The organism is Salinisphaera shabanensis E1L3A (genome assembly GCF_000215955.2).
Classification (GTDB): Bacteria; Pseudomonadota; Gammaproteobacteria; order Nevskiales; family Salinisphaeraceae; genus Salinisphaera; species Salinisphaera shabanensis.
Window position 1 is genome coordinate 146,562 of the sequence record NZ_AFNV02000004.1, and the last position, 18,784, is coordinate 165,345.

19 protein-coding genes are annotated in these 18,784 nt (G+C 62.2%); 12 read left to right on the top strand and 7 right to left on the bottom strand.

The window, feature by feature from the left end:
• Positions 1-9: 9 nt before the first annotated feature.
• Genes SSPSH_RS03960 through SSPSH_RS03975 form a run of 4 tightly spaced genes read right to left on the bottom strand, consistent with a single transcriptional unit; the run spans position 10 to position 4,214 of the window.
• Complete coding sequence (locus SSPSH_RS03960; RefSeq protein WP_152522731.1) at positions 10-537, bottom strand: hypothetical protein; 528 nt, start codon at positions 535-537, stop codon at positions 10-12.
• A gap of 11 nt (positions 538-548) precedes the next feature.
• Positions 549-1,922 (bottom strand): DUF4139 domain-containing protein, encoded by a 1,374-nt coding sequence (locus tag SSPSH_RS03965; protein WP_006912343.1) that lies wholly within the window; start codon positions 1,920-1,922, stop codon positions 549-551.
• A complete protein-coding gene (locus tag SSPSH_RS03970; protein WP_006912344.1) occupies positions 1,919-3,436 on the bottom strand; it encodes an AmpG family muropeptide MFS transporter in 1,518 nt (505 codons plus the stop codon). The genes SSPSH_RS03965 and SSPSH_RS03970 overlap by 4 nt, the downstream gene beginning before the upstream one ends.
• Positions 3,423-4,214, bottom strand: a complete 792-nt coding sequence (locus SSPSH_RS03975; RefSeq protein ID WP_021031384.1) for an exodeoxyribonuclease III — start codon at positions 4,212-4,214, stop codon at positions 3,423-3,425. Before SSPSH_RS03975 ends, SSPSH_RS03970 begins: the two co-directional genes overlap by 14 nt.
• A 150-nt stretch (positions 4,215-4,364) precedes the next feature.
• Here SSPSH_RS03975 and pyrE point away from each other — a divergent pair, with 150 nt between their 5' ends.
• The 5 genes from pyrE (at position 4,365) to SSPSH_RS04000 (ending at position 10,381) form a co-directional block, all read left to right on the top strand.
• On the top strand, positions 4,365-5,018 hold the full coding sequence (pyrE, locus tag SSPSH_RS03980) for an orotate phosphoribosyltransferase (RefSeq protein WP_006912346.1): 654 nt from the start codon (positions 4,365-4,367) through the stop codon (positions 5,016-5,018).
• Positions 5,015-5,458, top strand: a complete 444-nt coding sequence (locus SSPSH_RS18940) for a hypothetical protein (RefSeq protein ID WP_021031385.1) — start codon at positions 5,015-5,017, stop codon at positions 5,456-5,458. Before pyrE ends, SSPSH_RS18940 begins: the two co-directional genes overlap by 4 nt.
• A 29-nt stretch (positions 5,459-5,487) precedes the next feature.
• A complete protein-coding gene (locus tag SSPSH_RS03990) occupies positions 5,488-6,807 on the top strand; it encodes a DUF4153 domain-containing protein (RefSeq protein ID WP_021031386.1) in 1,320 nt (439 codons plus the stop codon).
• 133 nt (positions 6,808-6,940) lie between these two features.
• The gene (locus SSPSH_RS03995; protein WP_006912348.1) at positions 6,941-8,584 is read left to right on the top strand and encodes an alkaline phosphatase family protein; all 1,644 of its coding nucleotides are present in this window, start codon (positions 6,941-6,943) and stop codon (positions 8,582-8,584) included.
• An 87-nt stretch (positions 8,585-8,671) separates the two neighbouring features.
• Complete coding sequence (locus SSPSH_RS04000) at positions 8,672-10,381, top strand: methyl-accepting chemotaxis protein (RefSeq protein ID WP_006912350.1); 1,710 nt, start codon at positions 8,672-8,674, stop codon at positions 10,379-10,381.
• 22 nt (positions 10,382-10,403) lie between these two features.
• Here the strand turns inward: SSPSH_RS04000 and argB are convergent, their stop codons facing one another.
• The 3 genes from argB to coaBC are packed head-to-tail and all read right to left on the bottom strand — an operon-like array spanning position 10,404 to position 13,051.
• A complete protein-coding gene (gene argB / locus SSPSH_RS04005; protein ID WP_051339744.1) occupies positions 10,404-11,315 on the bottom strand; it encodes an acetylglutamate kinase in 912 nt (303 codons plus the stop codon).
• A 36-nt stretch (positions 11,316-11,351) separates the two neighbouring features.
• On the bottom strand, positions 11,352-11,807 hold the full coding sequence (dut, locus tag SSPSH_RS04010) for a dUTP diphosphatase (protein ID WP_021031387.1): 456 nt from the start codon (positions 11,805-11,807) through the stop codon (positions 11,352-11,354).
• Positions 11,807-13,051: a bifunctional phosphopantothenoylcysteine decarboxylase/phosphopantothenate--cysteine ligase CoaBC gene (gene coaBC, locus SSPSH_RS04015; protein ID WP_040607417.1), complete on the bottom strand. Its 1,245-nt coding sequence runs from the start codon at positions 13,049-13,051 to the stop codon at positions 11,807-11,809. Before coaBC ends, dut begins: the two co-directional genes overlap by 1 nt.
• Before the next feature lie 97 nt (positions 13,052-13,148).
• Here coaBC and radC point away from each other — a divergent pair, with 97 nt between their 5' ends.
• From radC to SSPSH_RS04050, 7 genes are all read left to right on the top strand, one after another.
• On the top strand, positions 13,149-13,823 hold the full coding sequence (gene radC / locus SSPSH_RS04020; protein WP_006912355.1) for a RadC family protein: 675 nt from the start codon (positions 13,149-13,151) through the stop codon (positions 13,821-13,823).
• Between the two features lie 134 nt (positions 13,824-13,957).
• Positions 13,958-14,617 (top strand): outer membrane beta-barrel protein, encoded by a 660-nt coding sequence (locus SSPSH_RS04025; RefSeq protein ID WP_006912356.1) that lies wholly within the window; start codon positions 13,958-13,960, stop codon positions 14,615-14,617.
• Positions 14,618-14,819: 202 nt separating this feature from the next.
• The gene (locus tag SSPSH_RS04030) at positions 14,820-15,479 is read left to right on the top strand and encodes a porin family outer membrane protein (protein WP_021031389.1); all 660 of its coding nucleotides are present in this window, start codon (positions 14,820-14,822) and stop codon (positions 15,477-15,479) included.
• Positions 15,480-15,618: 139 nt separating this feature from the next.
• Positions 15,619-15,852: a 50S ribosomal protein L28 gene (rpmB, locus tag SSPSH_RS04035; protein ID WP_006912358.1), complete on the top strand. Its 234-nt coding sequence runs from the start codon at positions 15,619-15,621 to the stop codon at positions 15,850-15,852.
• Complete coding sequence (rpmG, locus tag SSPSH_RS04040; protein WP_006912359.1) at positions 15,852-16,007, top strand: 50S ribosomal protein L33; 156 nt, start codon at positions 15,852-15,854, stop codon at positions 16,005-16,007. The genes rpmB and rpmG overlap by 1 nt, the downstream gene beginning before the upstream one ends.
• Positions 16,008-16,315: 308 nt before the next feature.
• Positions 16,316-17,131, top strand: coding sequence for a bifunctional DNA-formamidopyrimidine glycosylase/DNA-(apurinic or apyrimidinic site) lyase (gene mutM / locus SSPSH_RS04045; protein ID WP_006912360.1), 816 nt, complete (start codon positions 16,316-16,318; stop codon positions 17,129-17,131).
• A 45-nt stretch (positions 17,132-17,176) separates the two neighbouring features.
• Positions 17,177-18,766, top strand: a complete 1,590-nt coding sequence (locus tag SSPSH_RS04050; protein WP_006912361.1) for an FMN-binding glutamate synthase family protein — start codon at positions 17,177-17,179, stop codon at positions 18,764-18,766.
• The last annotated feature ends 18 nt before the right edge of the window (positions 18,767-18,784 follow it).

Genomic DNA, 18,784 nt, shown 5'->3' on the forward strand with positions numbered 1-18,784 from the left:
ACGATCGCTTCAGCGATCCTCGCGATAGAGCCCCGCCTTACGTGCTGCAAGTAACCAGCGCGCGATGGTGCGGGCACCCACCATGACCCCGAACGCCAGTACGCAGCGCAGCGCCATCGCCGCCGGTTGTAACCATTGGCCGGGCATGGATGTCGCCCCGCCCTGTCGACTCACTTCCCAGACCGTGACAAGCGTGACGAACAGCTGCGGCAGACTGTGGATCAGTATGACGATGCCGGCCACGCCGAACGCCGTCGCTGCGACAGACTCGGCGCTTAAACCGCCCATGTCCATATGCGCCGTGCGGCCGCGAACAACCAGCCTCGCGAGCCACGGCGCACTGGCCCACAACAGCGCCCCCAGAACCAGAGGCGCTACGATCTGTATCGCCACGGTCACATAGAGCATGGGCTGGCCGCCGGACGGGCCCTCCGCCCAGAAATAAGGCGCGCTTTGAGCCAGCACCACGATGCCGCGGGCGACCAGGTAGAAGGCGATCAGTCGTATGCCGATGACCGCGAGATCACGTGTCGCCACGGTCTCGCGCCCTAGTTCGACCACACCGCGGTATAGCGCAGCGTCTGCTCGCCGTTGGCCGGTACGTCGATCTGCCACTCGGCGGTATTGGCCGGCGCGTCATCAGCGGTCTTCGGTTCCGCCGATTCGACCGTCGCGCCCTGCGGCAAGTTTTCCACGACCTGTACCGTCGCGGCGTCTGCGCTGGCGTTGTGCAGCGTGATTTCGACAGTGCGCCGACGCTCGTTCTCGCCGGTCTTGCGATCCTCGACCAGGCGGCGCTCGCTGGTCAGATCGAAGGCGGTGCCGAGCGTGAGCGTGACCGGCGCCTGTTTGGGCGTATCGTCGATACGATCTTCGCCCATCAGATTCGCGCTACCGCTGCTGTCATAGATTCGGACCGCGCCTGCGGGCAGTGGCACCTCGGCGGTATTGTCGAACGCAAGCCGAATCTGGGCGTGGCTACGCTGACCTTCACGGCTGACCGAGTAAAAGCTGTTCTCGACACGATAGCTGCGCGTTGCGTCGAACGTTTTCGGGGCCATGATCGAAACCGCACGCGTGCCGCCTGCGGCCACGTCGATGCCATCCTCGAGCGCATAGCGGTAGGTATCGCCATTGGCCTCGGGCGCACCGGCATCGCTGGCCTTGGCTTCGAAGCGGGCCATCATCATCGGTGTCGGCGCATGGCCGTTGGTACGCGCGACATCACCCGCCACCAGCCAGGCCTTTTCGGCGGCCAGACGTGCGCCCGCGCTGTTGTCGATGATAGCCATGCTGGCCAGTTCGAGCTGGCCGGCCTGGGCATCGAAACGCCCTGTATAACTGGCCTGCCAGCTCGGCCCGTCGATCTGGTACGTCGCCGTCAGGGGTTGCTTGCCGGCCTTGTCGGCATCGATATCCAGTTGCAGGCCGTCGCCACTATCGTCACCGGCCGGCCAGGCCACTCGCCAGGGCGAATCGCCGGTCAGACGTTCGATGCGGTCGTCGACACGTACCAGCAGCGTATCGCCGTTGACGCCGACGAGCGTGGCCTCACGCGAACGCGCGTCACCGGCATCGTTGTCGCGCAATAGCGTAACCGGCTGGCCGACGCGCCCGGCGAGCAGACCCTGGCCGCTGTCGTCGCCCGCACGCGCCGTCAATCCGGTCAGGCGCACGCCTTCACCTTCCAGCCAGACGGTATCCGCACGCAGACGCCCGGAAATGGGCCAACCGATAGTCTGATCACCGGATTTGAGATCGATATCGCGCGTGGTCTGCACCACGGCCGCGCCGCGATTGTAGAGGGCCATGGCATCAACCCGGGTCGGGTCGGACGACGAGGCCGCAAATGCGGCCAGCGGTAGGAAGCTGGCCGGCAATACGACGACCAGGGCTTTGAGCAGATGATTCGGTTGCTTCATGAAGACGCCGATTCCTGTTGTTTGTGGGCCGGTTTTTCATGCCGGTGAATACGAAACAGCCACATCGCCAGCAAAATCGCCGGGACGCCGGCCAGCGCGGTATAGCTGAAAAACGTCATATAACCAAAGCTGTCGACCACCCAGCCCGAGAAGCCGCCAATGAACTTGCCGGGCAAGGTCATCAGTGACGAGAACAACGCATACTGGGTCGCGGTGTACTGAGTGTTGGTCAGACTAGATAAATAGGCGATGAACGCGGAACCCGCCATGCCGCCGGAGAGGTTGTCTGCCGACACCGTCAACGCCAGCGATAGCAGCCCTGGATTGCCGGGCTGCCAAGGGGTGTTCAACAACGGCGTCCAGAGAAATGCAGCGCTGTCAGGCCGGGTGGCCATATCCATCAGGCCGGTGTTGAACAGCAGCATCGTCTGCGCATCCGGGCCCTGCGCGGCGAGCCAGGCGAACGCCAGATTGGTGGATGCGGCCAGAATGGCGCTTGCCAGCAACGGCTTGAGAATGCCGTAGCGCACGATCAGCACGCCACCCAGCGCGGCCCCGCCGAGCGTCATTGCAATACCGAACAGCTTGGTCACGCTCGCGATTTCGTTGAGCGAATAGTGCATGTCCAGATAGAACGGATTGGCCATCACACCCAGCGTGATATCCGTGACTCGAAACAGGCTCACGAACAACAGGATCATGAGCGCGGGTACACCGTAGCGAGAAAAGAAATCCACCAGCGGACAGATCACTGCGCCCAGTACCCAGCCGTACGCCTTGCGCAATTTCTCCGGCAGGAAGTCACAGCGCGCCAGATGGGCATTCACCCACGGTTCGTCCGGCAGCAGGGACGCGCGTGCCGAGGCTTCCGGTTCGGCCACCAGCAATACGGTCACCATGCCGACACCCACGAGCCCAGCCATCACGAAATACGTAAACGGCCAGGTCGTGCCGGCGGCGATATAGAACGCGCCCGCACCGGCTGTCAGCAGTGCAATGCGATAGCCGGCCTGGTAAGTCGCGGCCATTGCGCCCTGAATGCTTTCGTCGACGGCTTCGATACGCCAGGCATCGATCGCCACATCCTGGGTGGCCGAAGAAAACGCCACCAGAAGCCCGAACCAGGCAATCGCAGCCAGGTTCTCGGTCGGGTCGGTCATCGCCATCGCGATCAGACCGGTCACGAGACCGAACTGGGCCAACAGCATCCAGGCACGTCGTCGGCCCAGAAGCCGCCCGAGCACCGGCAAGGGGAAACGGTCGACCACTGGCGCCCAGAAGAACTTGATCGAGTACATCACCCCGATCCATGAAAAGAACCCGATCGTGGTCTTGGACACGCCTTCCTGGGCCAGCCACGCCGAGAGCGTGGAAAACACCAGCAGAAACGGCAGGCCGGACGAGAAGCCCAGAAACGCCATGCCGATGACCCGGGGCTGGCCATAGACTTCGAGCGCGGCGCGCCAGCCGCGCTTGCCATCGCCGGCCGGCGTAGACAGTTCAGAATTCGACATCGTAATCAATCGTCAGCGGCGCATGATCGGAAAGCCGCTCGGCGCGATACACCGATTCGGCGGTGGCTTTGGCAGCGAGCGCGGGCGTGGCGACGTGATAATCGATCCGCCATCCCACGTTGTTGTCCCAGGCCCGGCCGCGATTCGACCACCAGGTGAACTGGTCTTCGTTCGGGTTGATCTCGCGAAACACGTCCACCAGCCCCATCTCGCCGAACAGCCGGTCCATCCATTCGCGCTCGTGCGGCAGAAAGCCCGAGTTCTTCTTGTTGTTCTTCCAGTTCTTGAGATCGATTTCCTTGTGCGCGATGTTCAGATCGCCACAAACCAGATAATCGCCCGGGGCGGCCACGCGGGCCGCCAGCAATTCGGGAAAGTGCACCAGATAACGCTCTTTCGAATCCTGGCGATGATCGCCAGAGGAACCCGACGGTGCATAAAGACTGGCAATACTCAGATCGCCATCGGGCATCTTGTAGCGGGCCTCGATATAACGGCCTTCGGCATCGAACTCTTCGTGGCCCATGCCGCGAATGATGGCGTCGGGTTCGCGCTTGGAATAGATCGCCACACCCGAATAACCCTTGCGGTTGGTCGCCTCTTCATAGAAGCAGTGGTAGCCCTCGGGCCAGAACGCCTCGACACCTTCGAGCTGATGCTGTTGCGCCTTGAGCTCCTGAATACAGACCACGTCCGGGTCCTGACTCGCCATCCACTCGAAAAAACCCTTGCGCTGCGCGGCTCGAATACCGTTGGCGTTGAAGGACATGACCCGCATCGACGTTCCCTTGCTTTGAACCTGTATGGCTTTCTGTACAAACGCTTGCACGCCGGTGACCGAGCCGTGAGCCGGTCGCGGGCGCATCGCGCAGGCCTTATCATACGTGCTTGCCAACCGTGCACGATCCAACTACGCCGGGAACCGCCGATGTCTGCCGAGCCGACCGAACACAGTCAGGAGTTTCTAGCCCTTGCTGATACCTACGACGCGCTCAAGTTCGGCGAGTTCCAACTCAAGTCCGGCCGTGTGAGCCCGTACTTCTTCAATATGGGGGCGATCGCCTCCGGTGCGGGGCTGAAACGCCTGGCCGCGGGCTATGCCGCTGCACTGACGAGTTCGGGCATCGAGTACGACAGCCTGTTCGGGCCGGCCTACAAGGGCATCCCATTGGTCGCGACGGTGGCCTGTGCGCTCGCCGATCATGGCCACGACGTACCGTTTACCTACAACCGCAAGGAAGCCAAGGACCACGGCGAAGGCGGCACGCTGGTCGGCGCGCCGCTGGGCCAGCGCGTGGTGATCGTCGACGACGTCATCACTGCCGGTACGGCCGTGCGCGAAGCCATCGCCCTGATTCGCAACGCGGGCAGCGAAGTCGCCGGCGTGCTCATTGCGCTCGATCGCCAGGAACGCGGCACAGATGCGCGCTCGCCGCTGCAGGCACTGGCTGCCGACGAGGGCATCCCCACCGTGGCCGTCTCCACCCTAGACGACGTGATCGGCTATGCCGAACGCGCCGGACTGGACGATCACAGGCTGGCCGCAATCAAACGCTATCGCGACGAATACGGCGTGGCGTGAGCGAGCGTCACGCCAACGCGAACGGCGACTACACGCCGGGTCTCGACCGGTTAACGCGCTATGCGCTGGTCGCCCTCGCCGTGGCACAGGCGCTCGCGCTTTACGGGCTTGCGCAGGTTATCGACGATTTCGACGATCTGCGCTGGCTCTACGGCGCCTATGCCGTCGTCGGTCTGCTGCCCCTCCTGTTTTATCTGGGCGGCACACGCCTGTACGACATACGCAATCTGATCGCGGCCGCCGTGCTGGCGCCGCTGCTGTTCGGCCTCGGTTGGCATCTGGGCTGGCTGTGCGAGCCGTTCGAAAATCGCAGCTACCACACCGAGAACTTCGTGTTCAGCTTTGCACTGAGCATCGGCGCCGCGGTATTCGTGCTTGCGAGCTATCTACGTGCCTGGCCCGCGCAGCAAAACCCGTCTTTGACTATCCGCAGCTGCTGATCTACACCCACGAGCAGGTATTCAGCGTTGTGCTCGTCAGTACGTTTGTCGGCATCTCCTGGGGAGTGCTCGCACTATGGGCGCAGCTGTTCGATGCCATTGGTATCACCCTGTTCTCTCAGCTGCTCGACAACACGCTGTTCGTTTACCTGTGCAATGGCCTGATCGCCGGCATAGCGCTGGTGGTCATACGCAATCAGCCACGACTGATCGCGACTCTGAGCGCCATCACCCGCGGCCTGCTACGGGTGCTGCTGGTACCGGTCGCATTGGCCATCGTGCTCTTCGCCACGGCGTTGCCATGGGTTGGCCTGGAACAGATATGGGCGACCGGCCGGGCGGCGTCGCTGATGATGCTGCTCAGTGTGGTACTGCTGGCATTGTTCGCCACGGCATTTCTCGAAGCACCGCACGAGTCGGGGTATCCGCGCCCACTACGCGCACTGGTCTGGGTGGCCGTCATACTCCTGCCGCTCAACGTCGTTCTGGCAAGTTGGGCGCTGGGGCTGCGTATCGGCCAGCACGGGCTGAGCGTCGACCGCCTCTGGGCGGCCGTACTGCTGGCCCTGATCGCGGCCTACGCGCTCAGCTATGCGCTGGTGATCCTGTGGTCGCGTGCCAAGGCAAGCGCAAGACTGCAGCGAATCAACGTCGTCATGGGCCTGATCGTCGTCGGCACGCTTATTCTCGTCAACACGCCCCTGGCCGATCTGCGCGCACTAAGCGCGCACGACCAGGCGCAACGGTTGACCCAGTCTCGGGTCACGCCGGAGCGCTTCGACTATCCCTATATGCGCGACGAGCTCGGCGCCTATGGCATCGCCGAATTGAAGCGGTTACAGGACAGCGATTTCGCCAAAGGCCATCCGCTTGCCGCTCGCCGTATCGCGGCGGTACTCCAACCTTCATCGGGCCGAGACACCGCACTCGCGGTCGATACGAACGACCCCGACGCGGTCACCGCGGTATTCGATATCATGCCGGGCGATGCAGCCGTACCGACTGAACTCATCGCGGCTGTCCCGCAGACAATGCCGTGGTGTCTAAACGCACCCGGCCGCTGTGCGCTGGTACGCGTGCAATGCCAGGCCATGACGTTCTGGTGGATCGTCACGAACCCGGCATCAAGTCATCCAAGCGGTCGGACCTACGGCGAGATCGACGGCCAATGGCGTCAGATCGGCCGGGTCTCTTCACGCGGCTGCAGCGAACAATCAGTATCGGACAAGAACGCCGACGTGGCTCCAAAGGCACTGCCTGGGCCGTTTGTCGCGTTTGAAGATAGCCGCTGTGTTTATGTCGTCACTCCCAATGAGGCCTACCTGCGCGATCTGAGTGATAGACGCTGACCGGCCGTTCAAGCACGTCATATGGTTGAAACCCGATAGCCGTAGCATGCTCGTGCCAACCTGCATTCTGCAGGCACGCCGGCGTGGCAATGCAGCACACGGCGCCCATGGCATGGGATTTGGGGGGAGCACGATGTCGACGAAATGGCGTATTGCCGCCTGGCTTGTTGTTGTATGCGTGGCATTGCTTGGCGGCTGTAGCGACGACGACACCGTCGACCTGACAGCAGGCAGCGGTGCCAACTCGCTGCCCACCGACAACAGCGAAGCGGAGCCCGAGATACCGGACGACCTGACCGATACGCCGCTCAAGGTTGTCGTACTGGTCATCGACAGCCTGATGCCGGACGAAATCGGCACCAACACGCCCAACCTGCTCGCGCTCAAGCAAAGCGGCACGTTCTACGCTGAAAGCCGCGCGGTGTTCTCGGCCGAAACCATTCCCAACCATGTCGCCATGATGACCGGCATGTACAGCGGGCGTAGCGGTATTCCGACCAACAACTTCTGGGATCGCGACGCCAAACCGGACACGCCCGAGGCCGAGGATCTCGACAACCCGAACGAGCTGGAAGCAAAGACGCTGTTCACACATATCGACGAACAATGCCGACGCGGCAACAACCCGCCGAACCCCCGATTCTCGACTGCCGCCGTACTTTCGAAAACCTATCTCTACGAAATCTTCGAAGGCGACGCCGCCGATTTGCAGCCCAACGATGCCGGCATCGTAAATCTCGCGCCCGACGACCATTGGGATCCACGTAGTTCGAAAGGCTATATTGACCCCGGTTTCGAATACACCCCGGACGACTTCACCACCCCGCAAGTGATCGAACGCATACCCGGTGCCGACTTTCTGTTCGTGAATCTCGGCTCGGTGGATCGTGTCGCCCACGCCTTTGGCGCTGCAGCGCGGGCCGGGCAAATACTCTCGACCGACACCCATGTCGGCGAGATCGTCGAAGCGCTGCGCGAGGGTGGCGAATGGGAGAACACGGTGCTGATCGTTGCCAGCGATCATGGCATGGACTTCTCCGATCAACTGGGTATCGGCGACAACATTTCGGTACAGGCCACACTCGACGGCTTTGCCGAGTGCGGCTATGAGCCAATGCTCGCCGTGGACAATGGCGGTACCGACAGCCTCTATATCAGCAACCCCGATGCCACACCGGCAAGCCGACAGAATACTCTCGAGACCGTCCGCGCCTGCCTTTCCGAACCTAACGGCCAGACCTGTACCCGCGTACGTTCCATGTGCGGCGGCCTGGCGTTTCTGCCGCCCCAAGTCGAGCATATCCTCGGTGCCTGGTATACCGCGCCGAATGCGGATGCTCCGCCCGGCAACCTGCCCGGCTCGATCGCGGCCTCAGCTCATCCCAATCTCGGCGATCTCGTGCTCGCGGCAGACGACGGTTTCAACTTCGGCGAACCGGTGGGTGTCGCGAACCCCATCCCTGGCAACCATGGCCATCCAGTCACATTCCATAACACGATGCTCATCGCGGGCGGTATCGACTTCATTCATCGCGGCCGAGAGGTCACGGCCTCCATCCCCGGCCCGACACCGTTCGATCGGCTCCCCGAGCAGTCCGAAAACATCGATATCGCGCCGACTATCGCGTGGCTGCTAGGGCTTCCCCTGGCTGAAGAGGATTTCGCCGACGGCCAAACCTTCGACGGTCGCATACTCGCGGAGGCGTTCAAACCATTCGACCAGGATCCGAACGCACCGGCGCCGGCTTACTGTGGATTGAGACGAGCGGCGCTATAAACTGCGCCTTGCAGGCCCTGCGGCGCTCAACTAAAGCAACCGAGTCGTACGCCGATAGAAAACCGATATTTTCTACCGGTCCTCACCATGCTCAACGGCTTTAAAATCGGGCCCCGTCTTGGAATCGCGTTCGGGCTACTGACGCTCCTTCTTATTATCGACACCGCAGTGGCCACCTATGGCCTGAACCACGTGGCCACGACGGCGAAACGAACCATTAACGTCGATACGCAAGTCGCCCTTAATTCGGCCACAGTTCAGAATCTCGCGCTGCAAGCACGGCGTTACGAGAAAGATATTTTCATCAATATCTCCAACGAACAGAAGTATGCCGGCTACAAGCAGGCATGGGACGATAATCACCAGGCTCTGCTCGCCGCGCTCGAGCGCGGCGACCAGATCGCGATAAGCGACAAGCAGCACACCCTCTACAAGGATGCAAGGACAGCGCTCGCCGGTTATCGCGAGGGCTTCAATCGTGTCTACGACCGGATCCGCGCGGGCGAGCTCACGTCGACCGCCGCGGCCAATACGGCGTTTGGCGAATACAAATCCTCCATATACGAGTTGGAATCGATGGCACAGGCCATTGACGAAGCCGCCCAGGCGCAGACGGCGCGCTCCATTACAACGCTCGAAGTCCAGCAACGCGAGGCGCTGGTGGCCCTGCTGATTTTCGCTGCAATCTGTATCGCCCTGGCCATCGTATTCGCCTGGGTGATCACACGCAGTATCACGCGCCCCGTGCGCTACGCGGTCGGCGTGGTCGAAGACGTCGCCAATGGCAATCTGCGTCGCGAAATCAAGGTCAGCGGAAAAGATGAAATCGGGCAACTGCTTGCTGCCATGAGCGCCCAGCGCGAGCGCCTTGCCGCCCTGGTGTCGTCACTACGCCAGCTCAGCGAAAACGTACACACCGGTGCACGTGAGATCGCCTCCGGCAATGATGAATTGAGCACGCGTACGCAGGAACAGGCGGCGAACCTGGAAGAGACCGCGGCGTCGATGGAGCAGATGACGGCAACGGTCAAACAGAATGCCGACAACGCCACCGAAGCCGATCAGCTCTCGCGCAAGGTGCGCACCCGTGCCAGCGAAGGCAATGACGTCGTCAAGAACGCGGTCGACGCGATGGACGAAATCAACGCCTCGAGCCGGCGTATCAGCGAAATCGTGGGCCTGATTGACGATATCGCCTTTCAGACCAACCTGCTCGCGCTCAATGCTTCAGTGGAGGCCGCACGCGCCGGCGAACAGGGGCGCGGCTTTGCCGTCGTCGCTTCGGAAGTGCGTAATCTGGCCAGCCGCAGCGCGGCCGCGGCCAAGGACATCAAGACGCTGGTCGAGGACAGTGCCAACAAGGTGGCCGACGGCTCGAAACAGGTCGCACTGTCGGGCACGGTACTCAGCGAAATCGTCGAGTCGATCAACAAGGTCGGCGACATCATTTCCGAAATCGCAGCCGCCGGCAACGAACAGGCCCACGGCATCGATCAGGTCAATATCGCGGTATCGCAAATGGATACCATGACCCAGCAGAATGCGTCTCTCGTCGAGGAGTCGGCAGCAGCAAGTCTCTCTCTGGAAGAACAGGCCGCCGTGCTCCAGCGTCAGATTGCGTTCTTCAAGCTGCCGGGTCAGGCGCCAACGCCTGCCGCCGCACCGGCTGCCCAAACATGCTGCGACCGCTACGCGTATCGAAACAAAGCCTCAGCCCGCGCCGGTAAAAACACAGCCTGCGCTGGACGAAGACGCCGATTGGGCCACCTTTTAAGCGTGACGCGGCGGCGCTGCTGATCCGCCCGAGCCGGCCTGGCGTTCAGGCCGGCTCGGGATCATTCGCAGCCGGCGGTTCTGTGCGTTGACTGGTGATCTGCGTACCCACCCCGGCGTCGGTGAACAATTCCAGCAACACCGCATTCTCCACCCGGCCGTCGACGATATGGGCCGACTTCACGCCCGAAGCCACGGCATCCAGCGCGCATTCGATCTTGGGCAGCATGCCGCCGTGAATAACGCCGGTTTCGATCAGCTCGCTGACCTGCGCCGGCGACAGACCCGTCAGCAAATGGCCTTCGGCATCGAGCACACCGGGCGTATTGGTGAGCAGCATGAGCTTTTCGGCTTCGAGCACGGAGGCGATCTTGCCGGCCACCAGATCGGCATTGATGTTGTAACTGCGTCCATCCGCGCCGACACCGATCGGCGCGATCACCGGAATGAAGTCATCGGCTTCCAGCCGTTTCACGATGCGCGGGTCGATATGCGAGACCTCGCCGACGAAACCCAGATCGGTGTCGTCACCCACCAGCGCCAGCTTGCGCGCATGAATCAGCCCGCCGTCCTTGCCTGTCAGGCCCACCGCGCGACCGCCGTGCTGATTGATGAGGTTCACGATCTCCTTGTTGACCAGCCCACCGAGCACCATTTCGACGACGTCCATCGTCTCTTCGTCGGTGACCCGCATGCCCTTGATGAACTCGGTCTGCTTGCCGACGCGTTCGAGCAGCTTGCCGATCTGCGGGCCGCCACCGTGCACTACCACCGGGTTGAAACCGACCAGCTTCATCAGCGCGATATCACGCGCAAAGCCGGATTTGAGCTCTGGATCGGTCATGGCGTTGCCGCCATACTTGATCACGACCGTCTTGCCGGCAAAGCGACGAATATAGGGCAGTGCCTCGCCCAGCACGCGGGCAACGCGTGCGGCCTGTTCGGGATCGAGTGACATACGTTTATTCTGGTCAAAGGGGTTCATGCGCGCGGCCTAACGCGTGCCGGTCGAGCCGAACCCGCCGACACCGCGCGTGCTCTCGTCGAATTCTTCGACCACCTGCAACTCCGGTGCAATGACCGGCACGAGCACGAACTGTGCGATGCGCTCACCCACGTCGATCGTGAATTCGGCATGACCTCGGTTCCAGCAGGACACCATGAGCGGCCCCTGGTAGTCGGAATCGATAAGCCCGACCAGATTGCCCAGCACGATGCCGTGCTTATGACCCAGCCCCGAGCGCGGCAGAATCATGCCGGCCAGATTGGGATCAGCGATATAAATCGACAGGCCGGTCGGCAAGAGTTCGCAATCGCCCGGGGCGAGCGTGAGCGGCTGCTCGATCATGGCACGCAGATCGATACCCGCCGAGCCGGCAGTCGCCCGCCCGGGCATATCGAAATCACGGCCCAGACGGGCGTCGAGCACCTTGACTTGCAGGGTGGACATCAAAGCATTCCTTCCGGTGAATCAGGTAACAGACCGACCTCTGCCGCCATGCGCTCGGCAATGAGCGCGACCAGCTGATCGGCCAATTCATGCTTGCTCGCTTTCGCGAGTTCGCGTTCGCCGCCGTCCCAGACCACGAACAGCGCATTGTCGTCACGGCCAAAGGCGTGTTCCGGGCCGACAACGTTGCCAGCCACCATCGACAGTTTCTTGCGCTCGCGCTTGGAGCGGGCGCTTGCTTGCATATCGGTGGTTTCGGCCGCAAAGCCGAGCGTGAACAGATAAGGATGGGCAGCCGCCACATCAGCGATGATGTCGCGTGTACGAGTCAGCGCCAGACTCGTATCGCCGTCCGATTTCTTGATCTTGTCAGCCGCGGTGGTCGCCGGCCGATAGTCGGCAACCGCGGCAGCGCCGATGAAGATATCCGCGCTGTCGATAACGGCCATCACGGCGGCGTGCATATCGGCAGCCGACTGCACATCCACGCGTTCCACACCCGCCGGCACATCGAGCGCGGTGGGCCCGGAGACCAGCGTGACGCTCGCGCCGGCATCGACACAAGCGCCAGCCAGGGCATAGCCCATACGGCCCGAGGAGTGGTTGGTGATGAATCGCACCGGATCGAGTGCTTCACGCGTCGGCCCGGCCGTAATCACGACGTGTCGACCCGCGAGCACACCGTCGCCGCCGGCCGCTTCGAAATAATCGACGATCGCATCGCGGATGACCTCGGGCTCGACCATGCGACCCGCGCCGGTTTCGCGTTCGGCAAGCTCGCCCTCGGCCGGACCGACGAAGTGCACGCCCCGCGCAGCCAGCGTCTCGACGTTCGCACAGGTGGCCGGGTGCGCCCACATCACGTAATTCATCGCAGGCGCGACCAATACGTCGGCGTGGCTCGCCAGACACACGGTAGACAACAGGTCGTCGGCGCGTCCGGCACCCAGGCGCGCAAGCGTATCGGCCGAGGCCGGCGCGATGACGATCAGATCGGCCCAGCGCGCCAGCTCGATATGGCCCATGTTCAGCTCTGCGGCCTCGTCCCATAGGCTTTCGCGCACCGCCCTTCCGGACAGCGCGGCCAGCGTCATCGGCGTGATGAATCGCTTTGCCGATTCGGTCATCACCACCTGAACCTCGGCACCGGCTTCGACCAGACGACGTATCAGCACGGCCGACTTATAGGCCGCGATACTGCCGGTTACGCCGAGCAGAATTTTGCGATGGGCAAGCATAGACATAACAAACATTGTACCTGCCTGACTGGACGGCGCCCGGCCGGCGCCTACAGGATGAATCAACCACCACGACCGACAACAATAATAGGGAGGGCGCGGTATGGGTATTTCCGATTGGCCTGCCGCCGAGCGGCCACGAGAGAAACTGCTGGAGCGCGGCGCGGGCGCGCTCTCGGACGCGGAGCTGCTGGCGATCTTTCTACGCGTGGGCGTGCGCGGGTCCAGCGCGGTCGATCTCGCCCGGCAGCTGCTTGCCGAATACGGCAGCCTGGGCGCGCTGCTTGCCGCCGACCAGCAGACATTCTGCGCCACGCACGGCCTTGGCGTGGCCAAATTCGCGCAACTACAGGCGGTCATGGAGATGGCACGTCGACACGCCACCGAAACGCTGGCCGAAGTCGATGTACTCAGCGCGCCGGAAGCCACCCGCCGCTATCTCACGCTCAAGCTGGCCCACGTACCGCACGAAGTGTTTGCCTGCGTGTTCCTGAACACGCGCAACCATGTCATCGCCTTCGAGGAGCTTTTTCGCGGCACGATCGACGGCGCAGCCGTCTATCCGCGCGAAGTGGTCAAGGCGGCGCTGCGTCACAACGCGGCCGCTGTGATTCTGGCCCACAACCACCCGTCAGGCGTCGCCGAGCCCAGCGCGGCGGATCGGGATATTACTCATCGGTTGGCAGACGCACTCTCTCTCGTGGACGTTCGGGTGCTCGATCACCTGGTTATTGCTGCGCGCCAAACCGTGTCATTCGCCGAACGGGGTTTGCTATAGCGTTGGCGCGCAAGGGTTTCAAGAAGCGTTAAGCTGCGTTAATGTTTCGTTAATTTAAAATTAAGATGATGTGCGCAGACAGACTTCTGTCCGCAGCCGGAACCCTTCCCGGCACCACTGTTTTGGAGTACATCATGAAAAAAACCGCGATTCTGCTCGGCGCCGCCTGTGTGCCGTTCGCTGCGATGGCCGCCCCGACCGCCCCCGAGGGTCCGAGCTATACCTATGTCCAGGGCGACTACATCCCCAGTGGCAAGGTCGACGGCACGAGCGCCGACTACGACGGTTTCGGTCTGGAAGGCTCGGCCGCCATCGTGCCCCATGTCTATGTCAACGGCCGCTATGACCGGCTCGACGTCGACAACTCGCGCACGGATGTTGATCGCGGCAGCATCGGCGTGGGCCTGAACGACTTTTACGATTATGGCGGAGCCGAAGGCACCGGCCTTGGCTACTACGGCCAGGTTTCCTACGAACGGCTGCAGTTCGATGATGTCGTTGGCAGCGCCGACACCAGTGCGACGGGTTATGGCATCGATGCCGGCCTGCGCTGGATGGTCGATCCCATGGTCGAAATCAACCCGAACATCGGCTACGTCGACTACGGCCGCAACTCCGGCGACGGCGTGGATCTGGGCAAGGCCGACGGCATGCGCTACAGCCTGCGCACGGTCGGTTACCTGACCGACAACGTGGCGCTGTCGGCGGAATACGCCAAGACCGATTACGACATCGGCCCGGCCGATCTCGATTTCGGCAACGAAGTCCGCGTTGGCGCGCGTTACAGCTTCTAGCGCCACCGCGTTGAGGTTCAAGCGGTCGCGCGGGTGCGCGGCCGCGGTCCCGGCACCCCGCTACGGCGGGGTGTTTTATATATTTCAGGGCTACACCGCAGAACTTTTGACATGTGTCTATCGCATCGTCACCATCGCATAAATTCTTTTCGTTCAAAATCTTGAACGGTCACCAATATTACTGACAACTGGAATGGTCTTCATGAAAAACACCGTCATCGCCCTCGGCTTGGCTGTCGTTCCGCTGGTCGGTTTCGCCGCGCCCAACGATACGCCCGGCGCACCGAGCTACAGTTATTTCCAAGGTGATTGGGTCGTCGACGGCAATGCCCACGGCACCGGCCAGGATTATGACGGTTACGCGCTCGAAGGCTCGGTCGCGATCACGCCAAACGTATTCGTCAATGGTCGTTACGACTGGCTCGACGTCGACAGCAGCGCGTTCGACGCCAACCGCACCAGCATCGGCGTCGGCGCGAACGACTTCTACGATTTCGGCCGCGGCGACGGCACCGGCATCGGCTATTATGGCCAGGTATCTTTTGAACGCCTGAACCTCGAGAACGTACCCGGTACCGGCGGGCGCGACGCCGACTCCAACGGCTACGGCGCCGATGTCGGCCTGCGCTGGATGGTAGACCGGCAGATCGAGATCAATCCGCACGTCGGCTGGGTCGACTACGGCGATCTCGGCTCGGGCCTCGGCGATGCCGACGGCGTACGCTATGGCGTGCGCGCACTGGGCTATCTGAACGAGGCCGTGGCCTTGACCGCCGACTTCCAGGCCAGCGATATCGAAACCTCGCGCCGGGATATCGGTTTCGATAACGAAATCCGTGTGGGCGCACGCGTAAACTTCTAAGACAGCAGCCGAGCTGGCGGGCGGTCGCGTTTCGTACCGTCTGCCCGCAAATTCTGGCGCACAACGGTTGTGTCGCGCGGTTTTTGATGGTTAAATGCGCGGCTCGCTGACGCATGAGCGCGCGACCCAGGAGTTAGTCATGTCCCAGATCTGTCAGGTCACCGGCAAAAAGCCGGTCACCGGTTACAACGTCTCGCACGCCCACAACAAGACGAAACGTCGCTTTGTGCCCAACCTGCACTGGCATCGTTTCTGGGTGGAATCTGAAAAGCGCTATGTGCGCCTGCGCGTGTCTGCGAAGGGCATGCGCATCATTGACCGCCAGGGTATCGACACTGTGCTTGCCAAGATCCGCAAGCAGGAGAAAGCATAATGCGCGAAAAAGTACGCATGGTCTCGACTGCGGATACCGGGTTCTTCTACACCACGTACAAGAACAAGCGGAACACGCCCGACAAGCTCGAGATGAAGAAATACGATCCCAAGGCGCGCAAGCACGTCGTCTTCAAGGAAGCCAAGATCAAGTGATCTTGGTTTGACCGGCTATGCCGGTCTGGATCGAAAAAGCCGGCCTTGAGCCGGTTTTTTTGTTTCAACACTTGCGTTCCGGCAGAGTCTTTTTGCACTCGCGAGTCAGCCGAACCTTTGGCTTAGCACAACCGTGCGAGACCCCAAGCCAAAGTTCACACAAGCTGTTGATTCAAGAACCCACCCCTCGGAGTCACGAGCTTCAGCGGGCACGGGCTCGGGCAATATACACATTTCAATTACCCGCCGCGTTGCTCGAAATCGTGCCGAAATCCGGTCTCGTTCAACGATCATGGCAGAATGGCGCGATGCCCGAATTGCCCGAAGTCGAAACCACGCGCGCGGGGATCGAACCGCATGTGCGCGGCCAGCGCGTGCGTACGGTCATCGTGCGCCAGCCCCAGCTACGCTGGCCGGTATCCGAAGCCCTGGCAGAAAAATTGCCGGGCCAAACCATCCGCACCGTGCACCGGCGGGCCAAGTATCTGCTGTTCGAAGCCGAGACCGGCCATATGTGCCTGCATCTGGGCATGTCCGGGCGGCTGCGTATCGTGCCAGCCGATACCCCGCTGGCCACCCACGACCATGTGGATATCGTGCTCGATAATGGCTGGACCGTGCGCTTCAACGATGCCCGGCGTTTCGGTTCGATCTTCTGGCTCGACGACGCACCGGAGCATTTTTCGCTGCTTGCACATCTTGGGCCGGAACCGCTCGGCGACACATTCGACGGCGCCTGGCTTTATACGCGTTCGCGCGGGCGCCGCGCGCCGGTGAAGACGTTCATCATGGATAGCGCGACCGTGGTCGGCGTAGGCAATATCTACGCCTGCGAGGCATTGCATGCAGCGCGTATACATCCGCGCCGGGCCGCCGGGCGTATCGGGCGCAAACGCTACGATGCGCTCGCTGCAGCCATCCGGCAGGTACTGGCCGATGCCATTGTGGCCGGCGGCACGACATTGCGCGACTATATTGGCGTCGATGGCGACACCGGGTATTTCCAGTTGCGTCTGGCCGCTTACGGCAAAACCGGCCAACCCTGCCCGCGGGGCTGCGGACCGATCCGTCGCGAAGTGATCGGTCAACGCAGTACCTTCTTCTGCCCGGTCTGCCAGAAATGAACGCGCAGTCTTGGCGCGCCGCTTCCAACCGCATAGATTGAGTCCATGCGCTATCTCGCTTTAATCGCCTTCGTTGTCGCGACCGTGGGGTTCGGCTATCTCACCCTGGGCATGCCGCGCTATTTCGGGTTGTTCTTTCTGATCAGTGTCGCGTTTCTGGGCATGGGCCTGCACGACTTTTTCCAGCGCGAGCACGCACTGTTACGCAACTATCCGTTGCTGGCACATTTTCGCTGGATGATCGAAGCGATCCGCCCCGAGATTCGCCAGTATCTGCTGGAGTCGGATACCGAGGCCGCGCCGTTTTCGCGCGAACATCGCTCGCAGGTGTACCAGCGCGCCAAGAACGTCAACGATGCCGACCCGTTCGGCACCGAACATAACGTGTATGCCGAAGGTCACGAATGGCTGGTGCATTCGATCGCCGCGAAAACCCCCAGCGAAACGCCGCCGCGGGTGCGCATCGGCGGGCCGCAATGCACCCAGCCCTATGAAGCCTCCACGCTTAATATTTCCGCGATGAGCTTCGGCTCGCTGTCGGCGAACGCCATTCGGGCGCTCAATCTCGGCGCGGCCAGGGGCGGCTTTGCCCACGATACCGGCGAAGGCTCGGTCAGCCGGCATCACAAGGAATTCGGCGGCGACCTGATCTGGGAAATCGGCAGTGGCTATTTCGGTTGCCGGCGCGCCGATGGCGGCTTCGATCGCGACCAGTACGTACAGGTCGCCAACGACGATCAGGTCAAGATGATCGAGATCAAGCTCAGCCAGGGGGCCAAGCCCGGCCACGGCGGGGTACTGCCAGGCTCCAAGGTCACGCCCGAAATAGCGGAAGCGCGTGGTATCGAAATCGGCCAGACCTGTGTATCCCCGCCGTCGCATTCCGCGTTTTCCACGCCCATCGAACTCATGGAATTCATCGCCGACCTGCGTGAGGGCGCGAACGGCAAGCCAGTGGGCTTCAAGCTATGCGTAGGCCATGGCTGGCAGTTCATGTCGCTGGCCAAGGCCATGCTCAAGACCGGCATCACCCCAGACTTCATCGTGGTCGACGGCGCCGAAGGCGGCACCGGGGCTGCGCCGCTGGAGCTGGCCGACCATGTCGGCACGCCGCTGCGCGAGGGTCTGATCTGGGTTCACAACACGCTGGTGGGCGCAGGCCTTCGCGATCGGGTACGTATTGGTGCCTCGGGCAAGATCACCTCAGGCTTCAAGATGGCCGCGAACATGGCGCTGGGCGCGGACTGGTGCAATTCCGCGCGCGGCTTCATGTTCGCCGTGGGCTGTGTGCAGTCCGAATCCTGTCATACCGACCGCTGCCCGACCGGCGTTGCCACACAGAACAAATGGCGCCAGCGCGCGGTCGTGGTTCCCGACAAGGGCGAACGCGTATACAACTTCCATCGCCGCACGGTCGCGGCCATGCAGGAAGTCGTAGCCACCGTCGGGCTCGACCACCCCGGCCAGCTGCGCCCTGAACATCTGTGCCGACGTACCACCGATTCCGAAATCCATACGGCCGACCAGGTCTATCGATTCCTGGGAACCGGCGAGCTGCTCACCCGCCTGGGCGACGGGCGCTACGAGCAGGCGTGGCTCAAGGCCCAGGCGCATAGCTTTCTGCCCGCGATCTAGGTGTGTAAACCCACCAGG

Bases quoted from the DNA above. Each gene is read 5' to 3' on its own strand.
- pyrE (WP_006912346.1), top strand. From the start codon at position 4,365: ATGTCTGCCGAGCCGACCGAACACAGTCAGGAGTTTCTAGCCCTTGCT.
- SSPSH_RS04000 (WP_006912350.1), top strand. From the start codon at position 8,672: ATGCTCAACGGCTTTAAAATCGGGCCCCGTCTTGGAATCGCGTTCGGG.
- radC (WP_006912355.1), top strand. From the start codon at position 13,149: ATGGGTATTTCCGATTGGCCTGCCGCCGAGCGGCCACGAGAGAAACTG.
- SSPSH_RS03965 (WP_006912343.1), bottom strand. From the start codon at position 1,922: ATGAAGCAACCGAATCATCTGCTCAAAGCCCTGGTCGTCGTATTGCCG.
- SSPSH_RS04025 (WP_006912356.1), top strand. From the start codon at position 13,958: ATGAAAAAAACCGCGATTCTGCTCGGCGCCGCCTGTGTGCCGTTCGCT.
- rpmB (WP_006912358.1), top strand. From the start codon at position 15,619: ATGTCCCAGATCTGTCAGGTCACCGGCAAAAAGCCGGTCACCGGTTAC.
- SSPSH_RS04030 (WP_021031389.1), top strand. From the start codon at position 14,820: ATGAAAAACACCGTCATCGCCCTCGGCTTGGCTGTCGTTCCGCTGGTC.
- argB (WP_051339744.1), bottom strand. From the start codon at position 11,315: ATGTCACTCGATCCCGAACAGGCCGCACGCGTTGCCCGCGTGCTGGGC.
- mutM (WP_006912360.1), top strand. From the start codon at position 16,316: ATGCCCGAATTGCCCGAAGTCGAAACCACGCGCGCGGGGATCGAACCG.
- rpmG (WP_006912359.1), top strand. From the start codon at position 15,852: ATGCGCGAAAAAGTACGCATGGTCTCGACTGCGGATACCGGGTTCTTC.
- coaBC (WP_040607417.1), bottom strand. From the start codon at position 13,051: ATGTCTATGCTTGCCCATCGCAAAATTCTGCTCGGCGTAACCGGCAGT.
- SSPSH_RS04050 (WP_006912361.1), top strand. From the start codon at position 17,177: ATGCGCTATCTCGCTTTAATCGCCTTCGTTGTCGCGACCGTGGGGTTC.
- dut (WP_021031387.1), bottom strand. From the start codon at position 11,807: ATGTCCACCCTGCAAGTCAAGGTGCTCGACGCCCGTCTGGGCCGTGAT.
- SSPSH_RS03970 (WP_006912344.1), bottom strand. From the start codon at position 3,436: ATGTCGAATTCTGAACTGTCTACGCCGGCCGGCGATGGCAAGCGCGGC.
- SSPSH_RS03975 (WP_021031384.1), bottom strand. From the start codon at position 4,214: ATGCGGGTCATGTCCTTCAACGCCAACGGTATTCGAGCCGCGCAGCGC.
- SSPSH_RS03995 (WP_006912348.1), top strand. From the start codon at position 6,941: ATGTCGACGAAATGGCGTATTGCCGCCTGGCTTGTTGTTGTATGCGTG.